Source organism: Pseudonocardia lacus (assembly GCF_018531445.1).
Taxonomy (GTDB): Bacteria; Actinomycetota; Actinomycetes; order Mycobacteriales; family Pseudonocardiaceae; genus Pseudonocardia; species Pseudonocardia lacus.
Genome location: NZ_JAHDTH010000057.1, coordinates 21389 through 37887 on the forward strand (window position 1 = coordinate 21389; position 16499 = coordinate 37887).

A 16499-nucleotide genomic window follows, 5' to 3' on the forward strand; every position below is an offset into this window, starting at 1 on the left:
TGCGGGGCCGTCACCGGTCGAGCCAGGTCGTGGCGAAGAACTGGTCGCGGGTCAGGTACCGCACCACGCCCTTGACCTCCGGCTTCGCGATCGTCGACAGGTAGCCGCGGCTGTAGTAGGCCACCGGGATGTCCTGGTTGGTGAGCAGCATCACCCGCTGGTAGGCCGCAGTGCGCTCGGCCTCGTCGGTGGTCGCGGCGGCCTTGTCGAGCAGTGCGTCGACCTCCGGGTTGGAGTAGGAGCCGTAGTTGGTGTTCCCGCCGGTGTGCAGCAGGTTCTGGATGGCCGGGTAGGGCACGTCCACCGGCCCGCCGACCCAGCCGGCGACCTGGAAGTCCTTGGCCTGCACCACCTGCGAGGAGTACTGGGCCAGGTCGTAGAACTGCGGCTGCAGGGTGATGCCGATCGCGGCCATCTGGGCCTGCAGGAACTCCGACCACTGGACGCGGTTCGGCGCGTTGGTCGACTTGTAGTCGACCGTGGCGCTGCCGCCCTCGGCCACGTACTCCTGGACCAGTTGCTTGGCCCGCTCCGGGTCGTAGGCGGGCCATGCGTCGATCGCCTCTTGGGTCGAGTACGGGCTGTCGTCGCCGAACCAGCCCCTGGCCTCGGCCATCTCGCCGCGGAACTGGGTGGCGGCGACGGCCTTGAGGTCGATGCCGCGGACGAACGCCTCGCGCATGCGGGGGTCGTCGAAGGGCGCGCGCTGGAAGTTGAAGTACACGTACTCCGCGCCGTTGCCGGGCCCGTAGTAGACGCTCAGGTTGGGGTTCTGCAGGCCGCGCAGCAGCTCGGTGTGGTAGCCGCCGAAGATCAGGTCGACGTCGCCGTTCTCGATCGAGGCGTAGCGGGTCTCGGTGTCGGGCAGCGGGCGGAACTCCAGGGCGTCGAGGTGGGGCAGGCCCTTGTCCTTCTGCCAGTAGTTCGGGTTCTTGGTCAGGGTCATCTTCGAGTCGCGGACCCAGTCCGACAGCATGAACGGGCCGGCGCCGACCGGGTTGTTGCCGACCTGGTCGCCGTGCTGCGCGATCGCGGCCGGCGAGACGATCGCCCCCAGGTTGCCCGCGGTGAAGTTCAGCGCGAACACCGACGGGAAGGCGCCGAACGGGGCCTTGAGCACGAACTCCACGGTCAGCGGGTCGACGGCGGACATCGAGGCGATCTGGGCGGCGTAGCGGTTGCCCGGCGAGGACGCCTTGTCGATGTGACGCTGCACGTTCAGGATCACGGCGTTCGCGTCCAGCGGCGTGCCGTCGGAGAACTGCACGCCGTCGCGCAGGCCCAACCGCCAGGTCAGGCCGTTGTCGGTGGACTCCATCGACTGCGCCAGGTACGGCTCGGGCTGGCCCTCGGCGTTGAACTTGAGCAGCGAGTCGTAGACGGCGAGCGCGGCCTGGTTGGTGTTCTGGGTGGTCGGGTCGAAGCTGACGGCCTCGCGGTCGGTGCCCATGATCAGCGTGCCGCCGTCCTTGGGCTGGCCCTCCGCGGCGGCGTCACCGCCGTAGGGGTTGACCGTGCGGATGGCGCCGCCGCCGGCCTCGGCGGGGGCGCCGCCGCCGGCGCCGTTGATGCCCGGGGCGGCGCCGCACGCGGCCAGCACAGCGGCGCTGAGCAGGGCCGTGAGCACGGCGATGGGCCGGGACCTGCGTCGGGACCTGCGGTGGACCGCAGAAGCAAGCTCGCTCATGTCAGCACCATCTCCTCGGTGACGGGCGTGCCGGCCGCGCTGCTGCCGCGCTCGACGTTGCGGGCCTTGGCCTCGGCCCACGCCGGGGAGCCCACGGGGAACCAGCAGCGGTACTGGTGGAGCTCGGGGGCGGCGGACGGGGACCGCCGGGAGGGCTCGGACAGCGGGGACGGCTCGGCATCGCGCAGCGGCGGCTCCTCGGTGAGGCAGCGGTCCTGCGCGTAGGGGCAGCGGGGACTGAACTTGCAGCCCGCCGGTGGGCGGATGAGGTTCGGCGGCCGGCCGGGGATCACCTGGAGCCGGACGTGGTTGGGCCCTGCCACCGGCGGCACCGCGTTCATCAGCGCCTCGGTGTAGGGCATCAGGGGGTTGGCGAACAGGGTGCTGGTGGGGGCGGTCTCCACGATCCGCCCGGCGTACATGACCGCGATGCGGTGCGAGCGGCTGCGCACGACCCGCAGGTCGTGGGTGACCAGCAGCATCGACATCCCGAGGCGGGCCTGCAGGTCGGCCAGCAGGTCGAGGATCTGGGCCTGGACGGTGACGTCCAGGGCGGTCGTCGGCTCGTCGGCGAGCAGCAGGCGGGGGTCGCAGGACAGCGCGATGGCGATGGTGACGCGCTGGCGCATGCCGCCGGAGAGCTCGTGGGGGTACTGGCGGATGCGGCGCTCCGGCTCGGACAGCCCGACCGAGCGCAGCAGTTCGATCGCGCGCTTGGTCGCCTCGGCCTTGGACACCCTGCGGTGCAGCAGGATCGACTCGGTGATCTGCGCGCCGATCCGCTTGACCGGGTTCAGCGAGGTCATCGGGTCCTGCAGGATCAGCGCGATCTCCGCGCCCCAGATCCGCGACAGCTCGGTCGAGGACAGCGCGGTCAGGTCGGTGCCGCCGAAGGTGACGGTGCCGCCGACCTCGGTGCCCCGGCCTCCGGAGACCAGGCCCATGACCCGGCGGGTGAAGACCGTCTTGCCCGAGCCGCTCTCGCCCACGACGGCGAGCACCTCGCCCTCGCGCAGCTCCAGCGACACGTCCTCGACGGCGCGCACGACGCCGTTGCGGGTGTGGAAGCGGACCGTGACGCCGTCGGCGACCAGCAGCGGCTCGCCCGGCGCCGTGGGCGTCTCGACCGGGGCCGGCGCAGCCAGCGGGTCCTCGGCGGCGGCGGTCACAGGTTGGCCTCCTTGACCTCGAACTGCTTGCGGGTGCGCTCGCCGATGTAGTTGATCGACAGCACGGTCAGGAACATGACCGCCGCGGGGAACAGCGAGATGTGCGGGAAGCGCAGCAGCTCGGTGCGCCCGGCCGCGATCATGCCGCCCCAACTGGGCGTGGGCGGCGGGATGCCCAGGCCGAGGAAGCTCAGCGAGCCCTCGACCACGATGAAGACCCCGACCATGATGAACGCGTAGGCGGCCACCGGGAGCACGACGTTCGGCGCGATCTCCCGGGCGATGATCCGCAGCGGCCGGCAGCCGTAGGCCCGCGCGGCCTGCACGAACTCGCGCTGGGCCACGACCAGGGTGGTGGCCCGCGACAGCCGGATGAAGGTGGGCACCGACAGGATGGCCAGCCCGGCGATCAGGTTGGGCAGGCTCGCCCCCAGCACGGCCACGATCGCGATGATCAGGACCAGCCCGGGGAAGGCCAGCACGACGTCGGCGATCCAGGACAGGATCCGGTCGACGCGGCCGCGGAAGTACCCGGCGACCATGCCGAGGATCCCCCCGACGACGGCGCCCATCCCGACCGCGCACAGGCCGACGAGCAGCGACGCCCGCGCCCCGTAGACGACCCGGGAGAAGGTGTCGCGGCCCAGCGTGTCGCCGCCGAGCCAGTGCGTCGGGGTGATGCCGCCGAACACGTTGGAGTAGTCCGGGACGGCCGGGTCCCACAGCGGCAGCAGCGGCGCGAACAGCGCGGCCAGGACGACCGACCCGAGCCAGGTCCAGGCCACCCAGTAGCCCCACGGCACGCGGCCGATCCGGCGCCCGGCGCCGGTCGTCGCGACGGCGGGCACCGCCGCGGTCAGCTGGACGTCAGACATCGCGGCGCACCCTCGGGTCGAGGACGAGGTAGAGCAGGTCGATGAGCATGTTGATCACGACGTAGGCGACCGCGACGAACAGCAGCGCGCCCTGCAGGATCATGTAGTCGCGGTTGAACACCGCCTGCACGATCAGCTGGCCGAGGCCGGGGATCGCGAACAGCGTCTCGACGATCACCGTGCCGCCGATGAGCCGGCCGAGGTTCACCCCCGACAGCGTGATCAGCGAGAACGACGAGGGCCGCAGCGCGTGGCGCAGCAGGATCGCCCGCGGGCGCAGGCCCTTGGACCGCGCCATCAGGATGAAGTCCTCCTGCAGCGTGGAGATCATGTCCGAGCGCAGGAGCTGTCGGTAGACCGCGGCCTCGGCGACCATCAGGGTCACGCACGGCAGGATGATCGATCTCAGGTTGGCCAGCGGATCTTCGAAGAAGGACGTGTAGCCGGTGGCCGGCAGGATCGAGCTGAACCCGCCGGCGAACGCCACGATCAGCACCATGCCCAGCACGAACTGCGGCATCGCCGCGCCGGCGAAGCCCAAGGTCATCGTCGTCCGGTCGAGCAGGCGTCCGGGCCGGTACGCCGAGTAGACGGCCAGCGGCACCGCGATCACCAGCGCCAGCAGCTGGGCGACCACCGCCAGCTGCAGCGAGACCGGGATGCGCTCGCCCAGCGCCTCCAGCACCGGCTGCCCGGTGCGGAACGAGCTGCCCAGGTCGCCGGTGAGCACGCCGCCGAGCCAGTCGACGTAGCGGATCAGCAGTGGCCGGTCGAGCTGGAGCGTCTCGCGGACCGCCTGGACCTGCTCGGGGGTGGCGTTCTCGCCGGCGACGACGACGGCGGCGTCACCGGGGAGCAGGTCGACCACCACGAAGGACAGGAAGGTGACCGCGAGCAGGACCAGCAGCAGGTGGGTCAGCCGGGCGCGCACGTACCGGGCGGTGTGGCGGTGCCGGCCGGGTCGGCGTGGACCCGCCGCGCCGGTGGGCGCGGCGGGCGGGGCGGGCGGGGCGCCGGTGGCCCCGACCGGCATCGTGTCGGTCATCGGGGTGCCTCGTCGGTGGGCGGGGTCAGCTGCCGGCGACCGGGGAGCGCACGGAGTCGGCGTCGTAGCGCTGGACCATCGGGTCCGCGTCGGTGCCGAGCTCGCGCCAGTCCTCCCCCGGTTCGAGGATCTTCTCCGCGGACCGGATGCTGCGGTAGTCCAGGTCGCCGGACACCGCGGGCGCGTCCTCCCCCGCCGCGACCCGCTTGGCCGCGTTCAGCAGCAGCCTGCGCATCCGGATGATCGCCTTGTCCGTGGTGCCCAGCCGCTCCTGGGAGCGGTCGTAGATCGCGCCCATCGACTCGGTGACCATGAAGTCCTGGCTGATGAACTCCCGCACCCCGGAGAAGGTCAGCGACCGCTGCTCCTCGCGGTTGATGCCGTAGTCGTTCTCGGCGGTGTAGCGGCGCGGGATGATGCCGTTGCGCCCGACCTCGGCCGGGCCGAACTCGAACGGGCTGAGCGCGAACAGGTTCTCCCCGCCGACCTCCTCCATGCCGGGGTGCACACGGGTGGAGAAGCTGTAGCGCCAGGTGTTGTGGTCGTCGATCGGGACGAACAGGCCGTGCTGGGTGCTGAACGGCACCGAGGCGATCACCGTGTTGAACGGGTAGCAGAAGGCGCTCATCCGGACGTGCTCGTGGCCGTTGGGGGTGGTGCGCAGGCCGATGTACTTGAACCCGTACCAGGTCTCCTCGATCTCCAGGCGCGGCGCGCGGTCGTGGCGCCAGAACTTCCACGACATGGCGTTGGTCGGGTAGCCGGGCTTGTCGCTGCCGTCGTCGGGGATCTGCTCGACGCCCTCCCACTGGTGCAGCCAGGAGATGTGGCTGGTGTCGAGGTTGCCCTCCATGGCCTGCACCCAGTTGCAGGTGGTGTGCAGCTTGGTGGCCGCGACCCGCTCCGGCGGGAGCGACTCGGTGCCGAAGTCGCGGAAGGGGGGCTGCTTGTCGGGCGGGCCCATGTAGGTCCAGACGATGCCGCCGGACTCGTGGGTCGGGTAGGCCTTGGCCCGGACCCGCTCCTTGAACGTGCTGGTCGGCGGCTCGGAGGGCATGTCGATGCACGCGCCGTCGGCGTCGAACTGCCACCCGTGGTACGGGCAGCGCAGTCCGCAGGTGCCGTCGGGGCCGGCCTCGTTGCGGCCGAAGTACAGCGACGCGCCGCGGTGCGGGCAGTTCTCCTGGATCAGCCCGACCCGGCCCCTGGCGTCGCGGAACGCCACCAGGTCCTCGCCGAACAGCCGCACCCGCACGGGGTCGCCCCCGGGTGTGGGCAGTTCGCCGACCAGCAGCGCGGGCGTCCAGTAGCGGCGCAGCAGCTCGCCCATGGGGGTGCCCGGCCCGACGCGGGTGAGCAGCTCGTTGTCCTGTGCTGAGAGCATCGTCGGCCTCTCTGAACGGTGGTGGACGGTCAGTCGGGTCGTCAGCGGGCTCGTCGGTCGGCGCGGCGGTCGCGACCGCCGCTCGCGCGGGTCCGGCTGCGGATCGGGCCCGGCCCCGACGGGGCGGGCGCGACTCAGGAGGGGGCCCGCCGCGGTGGCGGGGCCGGTGGTTCGGTGATCGGTCGTTGTACGGACAGCGACACCTCGGCTAGCTCCACGGGGGTCCTCCTTGACACCTCTGAGCTGCGGTGAGGTGGACGATAACCAGCGCGACCGAAAGTGGCAACCAGATTGTTAACGATTTGCGCGCCAGGTACGCTCTGCCCGACCTGCCCACCGCCCGCGTGCAGCGGAGCACGAAGGGGACCACATGACGGCCGACGGGGGCACCATGCCGCGCCCCGCCGACCCGACCGACGCCGTGGCGCCGGTCGAGTCCGCTGCGGGCGAGAAGGTCGGCGATGTCGTCGCGGCCGTGCGCGACGGGATCGTCAAGGGCCGCTTCGCCCCTGGCCAGCGCCTACCGGAGGCCGAGCTGGTGACGCTGTTCGGCGCCTCGCGCGGCGCCGTGCGCAGCGCGCTGGCCCAACTGGAGAACGAGGGCGTCGTCCTGCGCGAGCGCAACCGCGGCGCCCGGGTCCGGGAGGTCTCGCTGGCCGAGGCCGTGGAGATCACCGAGGCGCGCTCGGTGGTGGAGGGGCTGTGCGCGGCCAAGGCCGCGGCCCGCGCGGGCGCCGACGACCGCGCCCGCCTGCACGTGCTGCGCGACGAGTTGCACACCGCCGTCGACGGCGCCGACGTCGTCGCCTACAGCCGGATCAACCAGCAGGTCCACCGGGCGATCCAGGAGATCGCCCGGCACTCGACGGCCGCGCAGGTGCTCGACCGGCTGCGCATCCAGAGCGTGCGCTACCACTACACGGTGGCGCTGCTGCCGGGCCGGCCGACGGTCGGCCTGCGCGAGCACACCGCGATCATCGACGCCGTCTGCGCCGGCGACCCCGACGCCGCCGAGCAGACGATGCGCGCCCACCTGCTCAGCGTCGTGGAGTCGCTGCACCGGCTGGACGCCCAGCAGTACCGCTGGTGAGGCGGTACCGCTGGTGATGCGGTACCGCCGGGCGCGGGCGCTTCAGCCCGCGGAGCCGTCCAGGACCTCCCGCAGCCGGCGACCGAACTCCTCGGGCTTGCCCGGCCAGCCGAACTCGCCGTCGAGGAACCCACCGTGGTGGCTGGGGAAGGCCGTCGCCTCCTGCCCGAGCAGCGCCGCGGTCCCGTGCGCGGTGCGCGCGGTGAAGGTGTCGCCGGTCTCCTCGCCGTAGGCGACCACGACGCGGGTCGGCGCGGCGGCGAGCGCTTCCACGTCGGGGCGGTACTCGGTGACGGCCTGCGCCCGGTCCGACAGCAGCGGGTCGTCGCGGGAGCCGTCGTCCTCGGTGGGCAGGCCGAACGCCGCGGGGTCCGCGGCGGGCCGGGCGAAGAACTCCTCGGTGAACTCCCCCTGCCACCCCGAGTAGGCCATGAACGCCGCCATCCCCGCCCCCATGCCCCTGGCCCGGTACGCGTCCTGGAAGCCGTCGCGGCCGCGCCGGGCCGCCGCGGCGTCGGGCAGCACCCCGATGATCGGCGGCTCGTGGGCCACCAGCGTGACCACGTCGCCGGGGTGGGCCGCCACCAGCGCCAGTGCCGTGACGGCGCCGCCGCTGCTGGCGAACAGCTCGACCGGGCCGGCGCCGAGCGCCTCGATGACGGCGTGCACGTCGCCGGCCTGCGCCTCGGGGGTCTGCTCGACGCGGCCGTCCTTGCGGACGCTGCGGCCCATCCCGCGCGGGTCGTAGGTGACCACGGTGCGGTCGGTGAACTGCGCGGCGAGCGCGCGGAAGCCGCTCGCGTCCATCGGCTGGCCGATCATCAGCAGCGGCGGGCGGCCGTCGGCGGTGGGGAGCGGCCCGCGGACGTCGTAGACGAGGTCGACGTCGGGCAGCGAGAGCGTATGGGTCTGCATGTACCTATGACGGGCAGCGGGCCGCGAACTCATCGGCCCCGGCTTGCGCGTACCGTCGACGGCGGGCACCTGTTCGGTGAGCGGTCCCAGGCCTCGCGGTGCAGCACGAACGCGAACGGCGGACCGTCGCCGCGCATGTCCATCAGCCCCAGCAGGGTGTCGGCGTCGACCGCGCGGAAGGCGTCGTGGACGGGCAGCGCGTCGTAGCACATGGTGGCCGAGACGACGCCGCGGTAGCGCACCATCCGCAGCCGTGCCCGCGGCCGGCGCGTCCGCAGCAGCGGGCGCACCAGCCGGAACGCGGCGGCGACGAGCGGGGTGCGCAGCAGGGGCGCCAACCGCACGGCGAGGCCCAGCGGCACCAACGCCGGGTTGATCGCGACGAGGCCGCCCCCGCCGGCGTCGAAGATGAGCGGATGGGCCGCGTCGGGGCCCTCGAAGCGCTTGCCGTGCCACCCGAACGGTCCGAGCAGCCCGTCGAGCCGGTGCCCGGTCGACAGCTCGGCACCGCGCCACGCGCCGACCAGGTCGGCGAGCTCCACCGGCGGGAGGTCGTCGAACAGGGCCAGCACCTCGTCGGGGGTCGCGCCGCGGCGCAGCGCGCGCAACCGCTCGACCGGCGCCGTGAGCTCCACGCGACGATCCTGCCACCGCGGACCGGGTCCGGCTCAGCCGAGCGCCACCCCGAACAGCACCCCCAGCCCGTAGGTCACCGCCGCCGCCCCGGCGCCGATCGCGAGCTGGCGCAACGCCCGGCGCAGCGGCGGACCGCCCGACAGCACCCCCACCGTCGCCCCGGTCAGCATCAGCGCCGCCCCGACCAGCACGCCCGCCACCAGCACGGCGGTGCCGCCCTGCAGGCCGACCAGGAACGGAAGCACCGGCACCGCCGCGCCGCAGGCGAAGAACGCGAAGCTGGACCCGGCGGCGCCCAGGCTCGTCCCCACGACCTCGTGGGAGCCCTCGTCGAACGCGGCCGCGCCCAGGGTGCGGGCCGGGTCGGAGCTGCGCAGCACCTGCTCGGCCCGGTCGAGCGCCTGGTCCGGCGGGACCCCGCGCGCCCGGTACACCAGCGCCAGCTCGTTGGCGTCGATGTCGAGCCGGCGCAGGACCGCGTCGGCGTCGTGGACGTCGGGGGCCGAGGCGGCCAGCAGCTCGCGCTGCGAGCGCACCGACACGAACTCCCCCGCGCCCATCGACAGCGCCCCCGACAGCAGCCCGGCCAGCCCGGTGAGCACCACGGTGGTGCTGGACACCCCGCCGCCGATCACCCCGAGCACCAGCGACAGGTTGCTCACCAGCCCGTCGTTCGCGCCGAACACCGCGGCCCGGAAGGTGCCCGACACCCGCGCGCGCCCGCGCACCGCCAGGCCGCGCACGACCTCCTCGTGCACCCGTTCGTCGGCGGCCATGGCCGGCGGCGCGTCGACCGTGCGCCAGTACGGGGTGCGAGTCTCGGCGCGCTGGGCCAGAGCGAGCACGAACACCGAGCCGAAGCGCCGGGCCAGCAGCGCCAGGACGCGCAGCCGCAGCGACCCCCGCCCGGTGTCCGCGGTGTCGCCGAGCAGGCCCGCCCAGTGCGCCGCGTGGCGTTCCTCGGCCCGCGCCAGCGCCAACAGGATCTCGCGCTCCTCACCGGTGCGCCGCGCGGCCAGCTGCCGGTAGACCGCGGCTTCCTCGCGTTCGTCGGCGAGCATCCGGCGCCACCGCCGCCGGTCGGCTGGCGTCGGGTCGGGCGGGCGGGCCTGGTCGTCCATGCGCGGGATTGTTCCGTCGGCGGTGCGATGCGCACAGGAGGAAGATCGGTCGGGTGACGCGTCTGCTGGTCGTGCACCACACGCCTTCGCCCGCCACCGCCGAGCTGCTCGACGCGGTGCTGGCCGGCGCGGCCGACCCGGAGATCACCGGGGTGGAGGTGACCAGCCGCGCCGCGCTCGCCGCGACGGCGTCGGACCTGCTGGCCGCCGACGGCGTCGTGCTGGGCACCCCGGCGAACATCGGCTACATGTCCGGTGCCCTCAAGCACTTCTTCGACCAGGTCTTCTACGTCTGCGAGCGGGAGAAGAAGGGCCTGCCCTACGGGTTCTACGTGCACGGGAACCTGGGTCTGGAGGGCGCGGTCGCGTCGGTGCGGTCGGTCGCGGACGCGCTGGGCTGGGCCGCGGCGGCCGATCCCGTGCGGGTCACCGGGGCGCCGGACGCCCGCGCCCGCGACGCCTGCCGCGAGCTGGGCGCCGTGCTCGCCGCGACGATCTCCCCCGACCTCTGAGGGTGCACCGCCCCGGCCGGAGCGCCGCGGTCAGCCCGCCCGCAGGACGAAGAACAGGGAGGCCAGGAATCGGGTGTCGGACAGCGTGGCGAACTCCTCCGGGAACATCTCCGGGGCCCCGGGCACGGCCGGCGGCTCGCTGATGACCTCGATCCGGAAGCCGGCCGCGGTGAAGGCGTCGGTCATCGCGTGCAGCGGCCGGTCCCAGAAGGTCAACCGGGTGCTGCCCCCGCCCATCGTCCACTCCTCGGTGCGCTCGGTGACCCCGAAGTAGTTCGCCTTCTCCCCCGCCAGACGCCGGAAGAGGGCAAGGGCGAACGGGTGTTCGACCGAGGCGATGAGCCGCCCGCCGGGGACCAGCACGCGGTGCAGCTCGGCCAGGGCCGGTCCCCAGTCGCGCAGGTAGTGCAGCACCAGGGACGCGACGACGTCGTCGAACGCGGCGTCGGCGAAGGGCAGCGGCTCGGCCAGGTCGGCCACCCGCAGGTCGACGTCGGGGCCGAGCCGCCCGCGGGCCAGCTCCACCATCCCCGGGCTCGCGTCGACGCCGGTCACCAGTCCGCCGCGGTCGCGCAGCGCGGCGGACAGCGGACCCGCGCCGCACCCGGCGTCGAGGATCCGCCGCCCGGTCACGTCGCCGGTGAGCTCCAGGACCGCGGGCCGTTCGTAGTGGGCGTTGATGAGGTTGGTCTCGTTCTCGGCCGCGTACCCCTCGGCGATCGGGTCGTAGGCGGTCACGGCTTGCGGGCGACCCCGCAGAACTCCGAGACCTCGACGAGCTCGTCGGCGTCGCCGACCTCGGCCGGGTCGGGCCGCCACCGCCCGAGCGTGACGACCCCGGGTTCCAGCAGGTCGAGGCCGTGGAAGAGGCGCTCGACCTCGGCGCGGGTGCGCGGGCGCACCGGCGTGCCCCCGCTCTCGTTCATCCAGTCCATCGCCTTGCGCATCGCATCGCCGTCGACGTCGGCGGTGGGGTGGGCCAGCACCAGGTAGCTGCCCGGGGCCAGTGCGGCGACGAGCCGGTCGACGATCCGCTCGGCCTCCTCGTCGTCCATGATGTGGTTGACGATGCCGAGCATCATCAGCGCGACCGGCCGCGAGAAGTCCAGCGTCGCCGCGGCCTGCTCCAGGATCGTGTCCGGCTCGCGGACGTCGGCGTCGAGGTAGCGGGTCACCCCTTCCGGGCTGCTGGTGAGCAGCGAGCGGGCGTGGGCGAGCACGAGGGGGTCGTTGTCGACGTAGACGATCCGGCACTCCGGCGCGATCGACTGGGCGACCTCGTGGGTGTTGTTCGCGCTCGGCAGCCCCGTGCCGATGTCGAGGAACTGGCGCACCCCGAGGTCGGCGACGAGGTGGCGCACCGCGCGCAGCAGGAAGGCCCGGTCGGCGCGGGCGATGTCGACGATGCCCGGCAGCATGGCGCGGACCTGCTCGCCGACCTCGCGGTCGACCGGGTAGTTGTCCTTGCCGCCCAGCCAGTAGTTCCAGACCCGGGCCGACTGCGGCCGGTCCTGGTCGAGTTCCGAGCCCGGGTCGAAGTCGAAGTCCGCCCCGGCGCCGCCGGTGCTGCCCGTTCCGGTCATCTGGACCCCCCGTGGATGACTCTTCGTGCGCGTCCGGGCACTGTAGTGGGTCAGCGGGCCCCCGTGGGCGATCGGCTCCCGCCGGTGGCGACCAGCCGGTCCCGCGCGGCCAGCACGCCCGCCGCGCCCTGCAGGACCAGCACCGCGAGCAGCAGCAGGAGCGGCGCGGTCCAGCCGGCCGTCAGGTCGTGCAGGAACCCGACGGCGAACGGTCCCGCGGCGGCCAGCGCGTACCCGGCGCTCTGCGCCATGCCGGACAGCTGCGCGGCCCGCTCGGCGTCCGGCGCGCGCACCCCGACCAGGGTCAGCGCGATGCCCAGCGCGGCGCTCTGGGCGCCGCCGAGCAGCGCCACCCAGAGCACCTCGACACCGGGCACCGCGAGCAGCCCGAGCAGGCCGACGGCCGCCGTCCCGGTCGTGACGAGCACGACCGTGCGCTGCTCGCGGCGGCGGGCGGCCAGCACCGGGGCGACGGTCGCGCCGACGACCCCGCAGGCGGTGGCCAGCGACAGCAGCCAGCCGGCCACGACCGGGTCGAAGCCCCGGGCCACCAGCAGCGCGGGCAGCCAGGCGGTCACCGCGAAGAAGGACAGCGACTGCAGTCCCATGTAGATGGTGACCTGCCAGGCCAGCGGGTCGCGCCAGAGGCCGCCGGCGCGGGCCGCGCCGGTGCGGGCGGGGCGGTCGGCCCGGCGCACGTGCGGCAGCCAGCACAGCAGCGCCACCCCGGCGAAGACCAGCCACATCGCCAGCGCGCCGCGCCAGTCCAGGCCGACCGCCCTGGCCACCGGCACCGTCACGCCCGCGGCCAGCGTGGCGCCGCTGGTGATCGCCATCGAGTACAGCCCGGTCATCAGCCCGGTGCGCTCCGGGAAGTCGCGCTTGACCAGGCTGGGCAGCAGCACGTTGCCGACGGCGATCCCCGCGCCCAGCAGCACCGTGCCGGCGAACAGCGCGACGGGCCCACCGGCCGAGCGCACGGCGATGCCCGCGCACAGCACCAGCACCGCCCCGAGCAGCGCCCGCTCGATCCCGAACCGCCGCGCCGCGCCCGGCGCCACCGGGGCGAGCAGGCCGAAGCAGAGCACGGGCAGCGCGGTCAGCACGCCGGCCGCGGTGCCGGACAGGCGCTGGTCGGCCTGGATCTCCCCGAGCAGCGGTCCCACCGCGACGACGGCGGGACGCAGGTTCGCCGCGACGAGCACGATGGACACCGCGAACCACACCGCGCTCCACCCCATGGCCGTGCGCGGTGGCGTGGTGGTGGCGCGCGGTGCTGGCGGTCCGCTCGCGAGACCGCTCACCGGGTGCCCTCCACGATCGCGCGCGCCGCGCCCAGGTAGCGCTCCGCGGCGGCACGCGCGGCGTCGGGGTCGCCTGCGGCGATCGCCTCGGCCAGTTCGTCGTGCCCGGGGAAGGCGGCGGGGTCGTCGTCGGGGGTGTCATGGGCGTGGACCTCGGCGACGGTGCGCTCCAGTGCCTCGGTCAGCCCGGTGTAGAGGTCGAGCAGGACGGGGTTGTGCGTGGCGGCGACCACCGCCCGGTGGAACGCGACGTCCGCGGCGACGAACGCGGCCCGGTCCGACGCCGCCGCACGGCGGGCGTCCAGCGCGGCCCGGATGGCCGCGACGTCGGCGTCGGTGCGCTCGGTGGCCGCGACCACGGCCGCGTCGCGTTCGAGGCTGGCACGCACCGCCATCACGTGCAGCGCGTCGGTGCGGCGGGCCCGGCGCAGCAGGGCCGCGCCGAGGTCGCTCGTCGCGCGGACGTAGGTGCCGTCGCCGCGGCGGGCTTCGAGCAGCCCGGCGTGCTCGAGCGCCCGCACCGCCTCGCGCACCGTGTTGCGCCCGACGCCCAGCGCCGCGACCAGCACCGGCTCGGGCGGGATCTTCGTGCCGACCGGCCACTCCCCCGCGGCGATCTGCCGCTCCAACTGGGCGACCACCTCGTCGCTGAGCCTCGTGCCGCGCACCGTCGTGAGTCCCACCGGGGAAATTGTAGGAGAAGAAGTCCTAACATCCCATGTCTGGTGCGGGTTCCCGTCCGCACGGGGTTGCCCGGACCCCGGCTCTCCCGTCATCCTCAGCACTCGTGTTAGCGCTCACACCGAGGTGATCATGATCGAACTGCGCAGCTCCGTGCTCACCGCGGGCATCACCGGCCACGGAGCCCGCATCGCCCGGCTCTCCGCACCCGACCGGCACGGCCGCGCGGAGCAGGTCGTGCTCGGCCTCGACGAGTACGCCTACTACAGCGACCGCGACTACCTCGGCGCCACGGTCGGCCGCTACGCCAACCGCATCGCCGACGGCCGCTTCGTGCTCGACGGCGTCGAGTACTGCGTGCCGTGCAACGAGGGGACCGTCGCCCTGCACGGCGGGAAGCGCGCCCTGGACCACGCCGAGTTCACCGCCGAGGAGCCGCGCGCGGTCGACGACGGCCAGGCGCTCACCCTGCGCCACGTCAGCCCGGACGGCGACAACGGGTTCCCCGGCCGGCTCGACGTCCGGGTCACCTACACCGTCCGCGGGCCCGACCTGGGCGTCGAGCTCCTGGCCACGACCGACGCCCCGACCGTGGTCAACCTGACCAACCACGCCTACTTCACGCTGGCCGGCGTCCCCGAGCACGTCGACGACCTGGAGGTCGCGCTGTTCGCCGACCGCTTCCTCCCGGTGGACGAGCGGCTGCTGCCCACCGGCGAGCTCGCCCCGGTCGCGGGCACGCCGTTCGACCTGCGCGAGCCCACCGGGCTCGGGGGCCGGCTGGCGGCCGGCGACCCCCAGCTCGACGTGGCGGGCGGCTTCGACCACACGTGGGTGCTCGACGGCTCCGGCCCGCGGCTGCCCGACGGCGCGGGCGAGCCGCTGGTCGCCGCCGCGCACGTCCGGCACCCGGCCAGCGGCCGGACCCTGACGGTGTTCACCGACCAGCCGGGCGCGCAGTTCTACACCGGGAACTTCCTGGACGGGACGCTCGCGCTGCACGGCGGCGGGACGGCCCGGCGCCGGGAGGCGTTCTGCGTCGAGCCGCAGCACTTCCCCGATTCGCCCAACCGCCCGGAGTTCCCGTCGACGCGGCTGCGGCCGGGCCAGACCTACCGGTGGCGCTCGGTGTACCGGTTCGGGGTGTCCCCGGACTGACCCGGCGCGCTTCCGTCGGCCGCGCCCGCGGGTCAGGGGGGTGTCGCCAGCCGCAGGGTGCGGGCGTGCTGGTAGGCGCAGCCCGCGGCGGCGAAGCGGGCGGCCATCTCGGGCAACCGGTGCAGCTGCCCCGCGGCCACCGCGGCGCTGCGGTCGAGGACGGTCAGCGCGATCGGGTTGGCGCGGGCGGCGCGGGTCGCGCGGTCGATGCGCTCGGCGGTGTCGGGGTGCCCGGCCAGCGCGGCGGCCTCCGCCCACGTCGCCGCGTACCAGGGCAGCCACAGCATCGAGTTCGGGTTGGCCCACTCCGGCCCGTCGGGATCGCTGGTCAGCCGCTGCACCGCCGCGGCGGGACCGTCCGTGTGCAGGACCACCAGCGCGTCGAGCGCCGGGACCCAGCCGCAGTCGTTGCCCAGCCCGCTCACCGGGGTACCGAGCAGCTCCTCGGTGAGCGCGACCCAGCGGCGGTGGCCGGGACCGTCGCCGAGCATCGCGTGCGCGGTCGCGACGCAGTAGGCGCCGACGGCGAGGTTGCCGGCCACCGGGCGACCGGCGCGGGCCCAGTCGCGCTCGATCAGCTCGCCGCCGGCCACGACCGCGGCGAAGTCGCCCGCCATGACCTCGACCTCCACCCGGCGGCCCAGGCCGACGTGGCGCTCCTCGCGGAAGAACGGCAGCGCGGCGATGCCGTCGGCGTGCCGGCGCGCCGCGGCGAGGTCGCCCACGGCCAGGAACAGCCGGCAGCCCATGTGCAGCGCGTCGTAGTGCTCGAAGCCCGAGCGCGCGTCGACCGGCAGCGGGGCCAGCAGCGCCAGCCGGGCCCGCACGGCGGCCAGCGCTCCCCCGAGGTCGCGCTGCGCCATCTCCACCGCGATGAGCTGGTCGAGGACGATGTTGTGCAGCAGGGGGTCGCCCGCGCGCCCCGCCAGCGCCAGCGCCTCCTCCGTCTGCGCGCGCGACCGCGACAAGAATCCCGGCGCCCAGCCCTCGGCCATCGCGATCGCCGCCGCGGCCCGGGGGCCGCTCCCGCCGCACGCCCGCGCCCGCTCCAGCAAGGCCGCCGTCTCCGCGCCCAGCACGGGGCGCCCCATGATCCCCTGGCAGCGGTGGCGGTACATGGCCGCCATCGCCAGGGCCTCGGCCGCCGCGTCGGGGTCATCGGTCGCCCCGGCCGCGCGTTCGAGCAGCTCGACGGCGGCGGCGCCGAAATTGCGGGCGGCCGCGGCGCCGGAGGCCAGGCGCAGCCGCTCGTGCCGCTCGGCCGGCGTGGCGCTGCGGTCGGCGGCCAGCTCGAAGCAGCGCTGGGCCTCGCCGGGGCGCCCGCGCCGGAAGGACACCG

At 74.3% G+C, this 16499-nt stretch carries 16 protein-coding genes; 3 read left to right on the plus strand and 13 right to left on the minus strand.

Annotated features, from left to right (window positions below):
* Positions 1-10 precede the first annotated feature (10 nt).
* The 5 genes from KIK08_RS14725 to KIK08_RS14745 are packed head-to-tail and all read right to left on the minus strand — an operon-like array spanning position 11 to position 6160.
* Positions 11-1687 carry an ABC transporter substrate-binding protein gene (locus KIK08_RS14725; protein ID WP_214403700.1) on the minus strand — a complete coding sequence of 559 codons (1677 nt, stop codon included), beginning with the start codon at positions 1685-1687 and terminating at the stop codon, positions 11-13.
* Complete coding sequence (locus tag KIK08_RS14730) at positions 1684-2856, minus strand: ABC transporter ATP-binding protein (protein ID WP_214403701.1); 1173 nt, start codon at positions 2854-2856, stop codon at positions 1684-1686. The genes KIK08_RS14725 and KIK08_RS14730 overlap by 4 nt, the downstream gene beginning before the upstream one ends.
* Positions 2853-3731, minus strand: a complete 879-nt coding sequence (locus tag KIK08_RS14735; protein WP_214403702.1) for an ABC transporter permease — start codon at positions 3729-3731, stop codon at positions 2853-2855. The genes KIK08_RS14730 and KIK08_RS14735 overlap by 4 nt, the downstream gene beginning before the upstream one ends.
* Positions 3724-4776, minus strand: coding sequence for an ABC transporter permease (locus KIK08_RS14740; RefSeq protein ID WP_250557020.1), 1053 nt, complete (start codon positions 4774-4776; stop codon positions 3724-3726). The genes KIK08_RS14735 and KIK08_RS14740 overlap by 8 nt, the downstream gene beginning before the upstream one ends.
* Positions 4777-4801: 25 nt before the next feature.
* Positions 4802-6160: a Rieske 2Fe-2S domain-containing protein gene (locus KIK08_RS14745; RefSeq protein WP_214403703.1), complete on the minus strand. Its 1359-nt coding sequence runs from the start codon at positions 6158-6160 to the stop codon at positions 4802-4804.
* 370 nt (positions 6161-6530) lie between these two features.
* On the opposite strand from KIK08_RS14745, the gene KIK08_RS14750 reads away from it, so the two are divergent.
* Positions 6531-7250 carry a GntR family transcriptional regulator gene (locus KIK08_RS14750; RefSeq protein WP_250557021.1) on the plus strand — a complete coding sequence of 240 codons (720 nt, stop codon included), beginning with the start codon at positions 6531-6533 and terminating at the stop codon, positions 7248-7250.
* A 42-nt stretch (positions 7251-7292) separates the two neighbouring features.
* On the opposite strand, the gene KIK08_RS14755 is transcribed toward KIK08_RS14750, so the two are convergent.
* The 3 genes from KIK08_RS14755 to KIK08_RS14765 are packed head-to-tail and all read right to left on the minus strand — an operon-like array spanning position 7293 to position 9922.
* Entirely contained in the window at positions 7293-8165 is an 873-nt protein-coding gene (locus tag KIK08_RS14755; RefSeq protein WP_214403704.1) for an alpha/beta fold hydrolase, read from the minus strand.
* A gap of 29 nt (positions 8166-8194) precedes the next feature.
* Entirely contained in the window at positions 8195-8800 is a 606-nt protein-coding gene (locus tag KIK08_RS14760; RefSeq protein ID WP_214403705.1) for a DUF4334 domain-containing protein, read from the minus strand.
* A gap of 33 nt (positions 8801-8833) precedes the next feature.
* Entirely contained in the window at positions 8834-9922 is a 1089-nt protein-coding gene (locus KIK08_RS14765; RefSeq protein WP_214403706.1) for a VIT1/CCC1 transporter family protein, read from the minus strand.
* 53 nt (positions 9923-9975) lie between these two features.
* Between KIK08_RS14765 and KIK08_RS14770 the strand changes: the two genes are divergently transcribed.
* On the plus strand, positions 9976-10434 hold the full coding sequence (locus KIK08_RS14770; RefSeq protein WP_214403707.1) for a flavodoxin family protein: 459 nt from the start codon (positions 9976-9978) through the stop codon (positions 10432-10434).
* Positions 10435-10464: 30 nt separating this feature from the next.
* Here KIK08_RS14770 and KIK08_RS14775 read toward each other — a convergent pair whose 3' ends face one another.
* Genes KIK08_RS14775 through KIK08_RS14790 form a run of 4 tightly spaced genes read right to left on the minus strand, consistent with a single transcriptional unit; the run spans position 10465 to position 14004 of the window.
* Entirely contained in the window at positions 10465-11172 is a 708-nt protein-coding gene (locus tag KIK08_RS14775) for a class I SAM-dependent methyltransferase (protein ID WP_214403708.1), read from the minus strand.
* Entirely contained in the window at positions 11169-12017 is an 849-nt protein-coding gene (locus KIK08_RS14780; RefSeq protein WP_214403709.1) for an SAM-dependent methyltransferase, read from the minus strand. The genes KIK08_RS14775 and KIK08_RS14780 overlap by 4 nt, the downstream gene beginning before the upstream one ends.
* 50 nt (positions 12018-12067) lie before the next feature.
* Entirely contained in the window at positions 12068-13321 is a 1254-nt protein-coding gene (locus KIK08_RS14785) for a CynX/NimT family MFS transporter (protein ID WP_308257640.1), read from the minus strand.
* Complete coding sequence (locus tag KIK08_RS14790) at positions 13318-14004, minus strand: FadR/GntR family transcriptional regulator (RefSeq protein ID WP_214403710.1); 687 nt, start codon at positions 14002-14004, stop codon at positions 13318-13320. The genes KIK08_RS14785 and KIK08_RS14790 overlap by 4 nt, the downstream gene beginning before the upstream one ends.
* Before the next feature lie 130 nt (positions 14005-14134).
* Here KIK08_RS14790 and KIK08_RS14795 point away from each other — a divergent pair, with 130 nt between their 5' ends.
* Entirely contained in the window at positions 14135-15160 is a 1026-nt protein-coding gene (locus KIK08_RS14795) for an aldose epimerase family protein (RefSeq protein WP_214403711.1), read from the plus strand.
* A 32-nt stretch (positions 15161-15192) separates the two neighbouring features.
* Here the strand turns inward: KIK08_RS14795 and KIK08_RS14800 are convergent.
* A partial coding sequence (locus KIK08_RS14800) for a hypothetical protein (protein WP_214403712.1) occupies positions 15193-16499 on the minus strand: 1307 nt, incomplete at its 5' end.

Excerpts from the sequence above, each read along its gene's own strand:
- KIK08_RS14750 (WP_250557021.1), top strand. The coding sequence starts at position 6,531 with ATGACGGCCGACGGGGGCACCATGCCGCGCCCCGCCGACCCGACCGAC.
- KIK08_RS14740 (WP_250557020.1), bottom strand. The coding sequence starts at position 4,776 with ATGACCGACACGATGCCGGTCGGGGCCACCGGCGCCCCGCCCGCCCCG.
- KIK08_RS14725 (WP_214403700.1), bottom strand. The coding sequence starts at position 1,687 with ATGAGCGAGCTTGCTTCTGCGGTCCACCGCAGGTCCCGACGCAGGTCC.
- KIK08_RS14745 (WP_214403703.1), bottom strand. The coding sequence starts at position 6,160 with ATGCTCTCAGCACAGGACAACGAGCTGCTCACCCGCGTCGGGCCGGGC.
- KIK08_RS14780 (WP_214403709.1), bottom strand. The coding sequence starts at position 12,017 with ATGACCGGAACGGGCAGCACCGGCGGCGCCGGGGCGGACTTCGACTTC.
- KIK08_RS14755 (WP_214403704.1), bottom strand. The coding sequence starts at position 8,165 with ATGCAGACCCATACGCTCTCGCTGCCCGACGTCGACCTCGTCTACGAC.
- KIK08_RS14795 (WP_214403711.1), top strand. The coding sequence starts at position 14,135 with ATGATCGAACTGCGCAGCTCCGTGCTCACCGCGGGCATCACCGGCCAC.
- KIK08_RS14765 (WP_214403706.1), bottom strand. The coding sequence starts at position 9,922 with ATGGACGACCAGGCCCGCCCGCCCGACCCGACGCCAGCCGACCGGCGG.
- KIK08_RS14735 (WP_214403702.1), bottom strand. The coding sequence starts at position 3,731 with ATGTCTGACGTCCAGCTGACCGCGGCGGTGCCCGCCGTCGCGACGACC.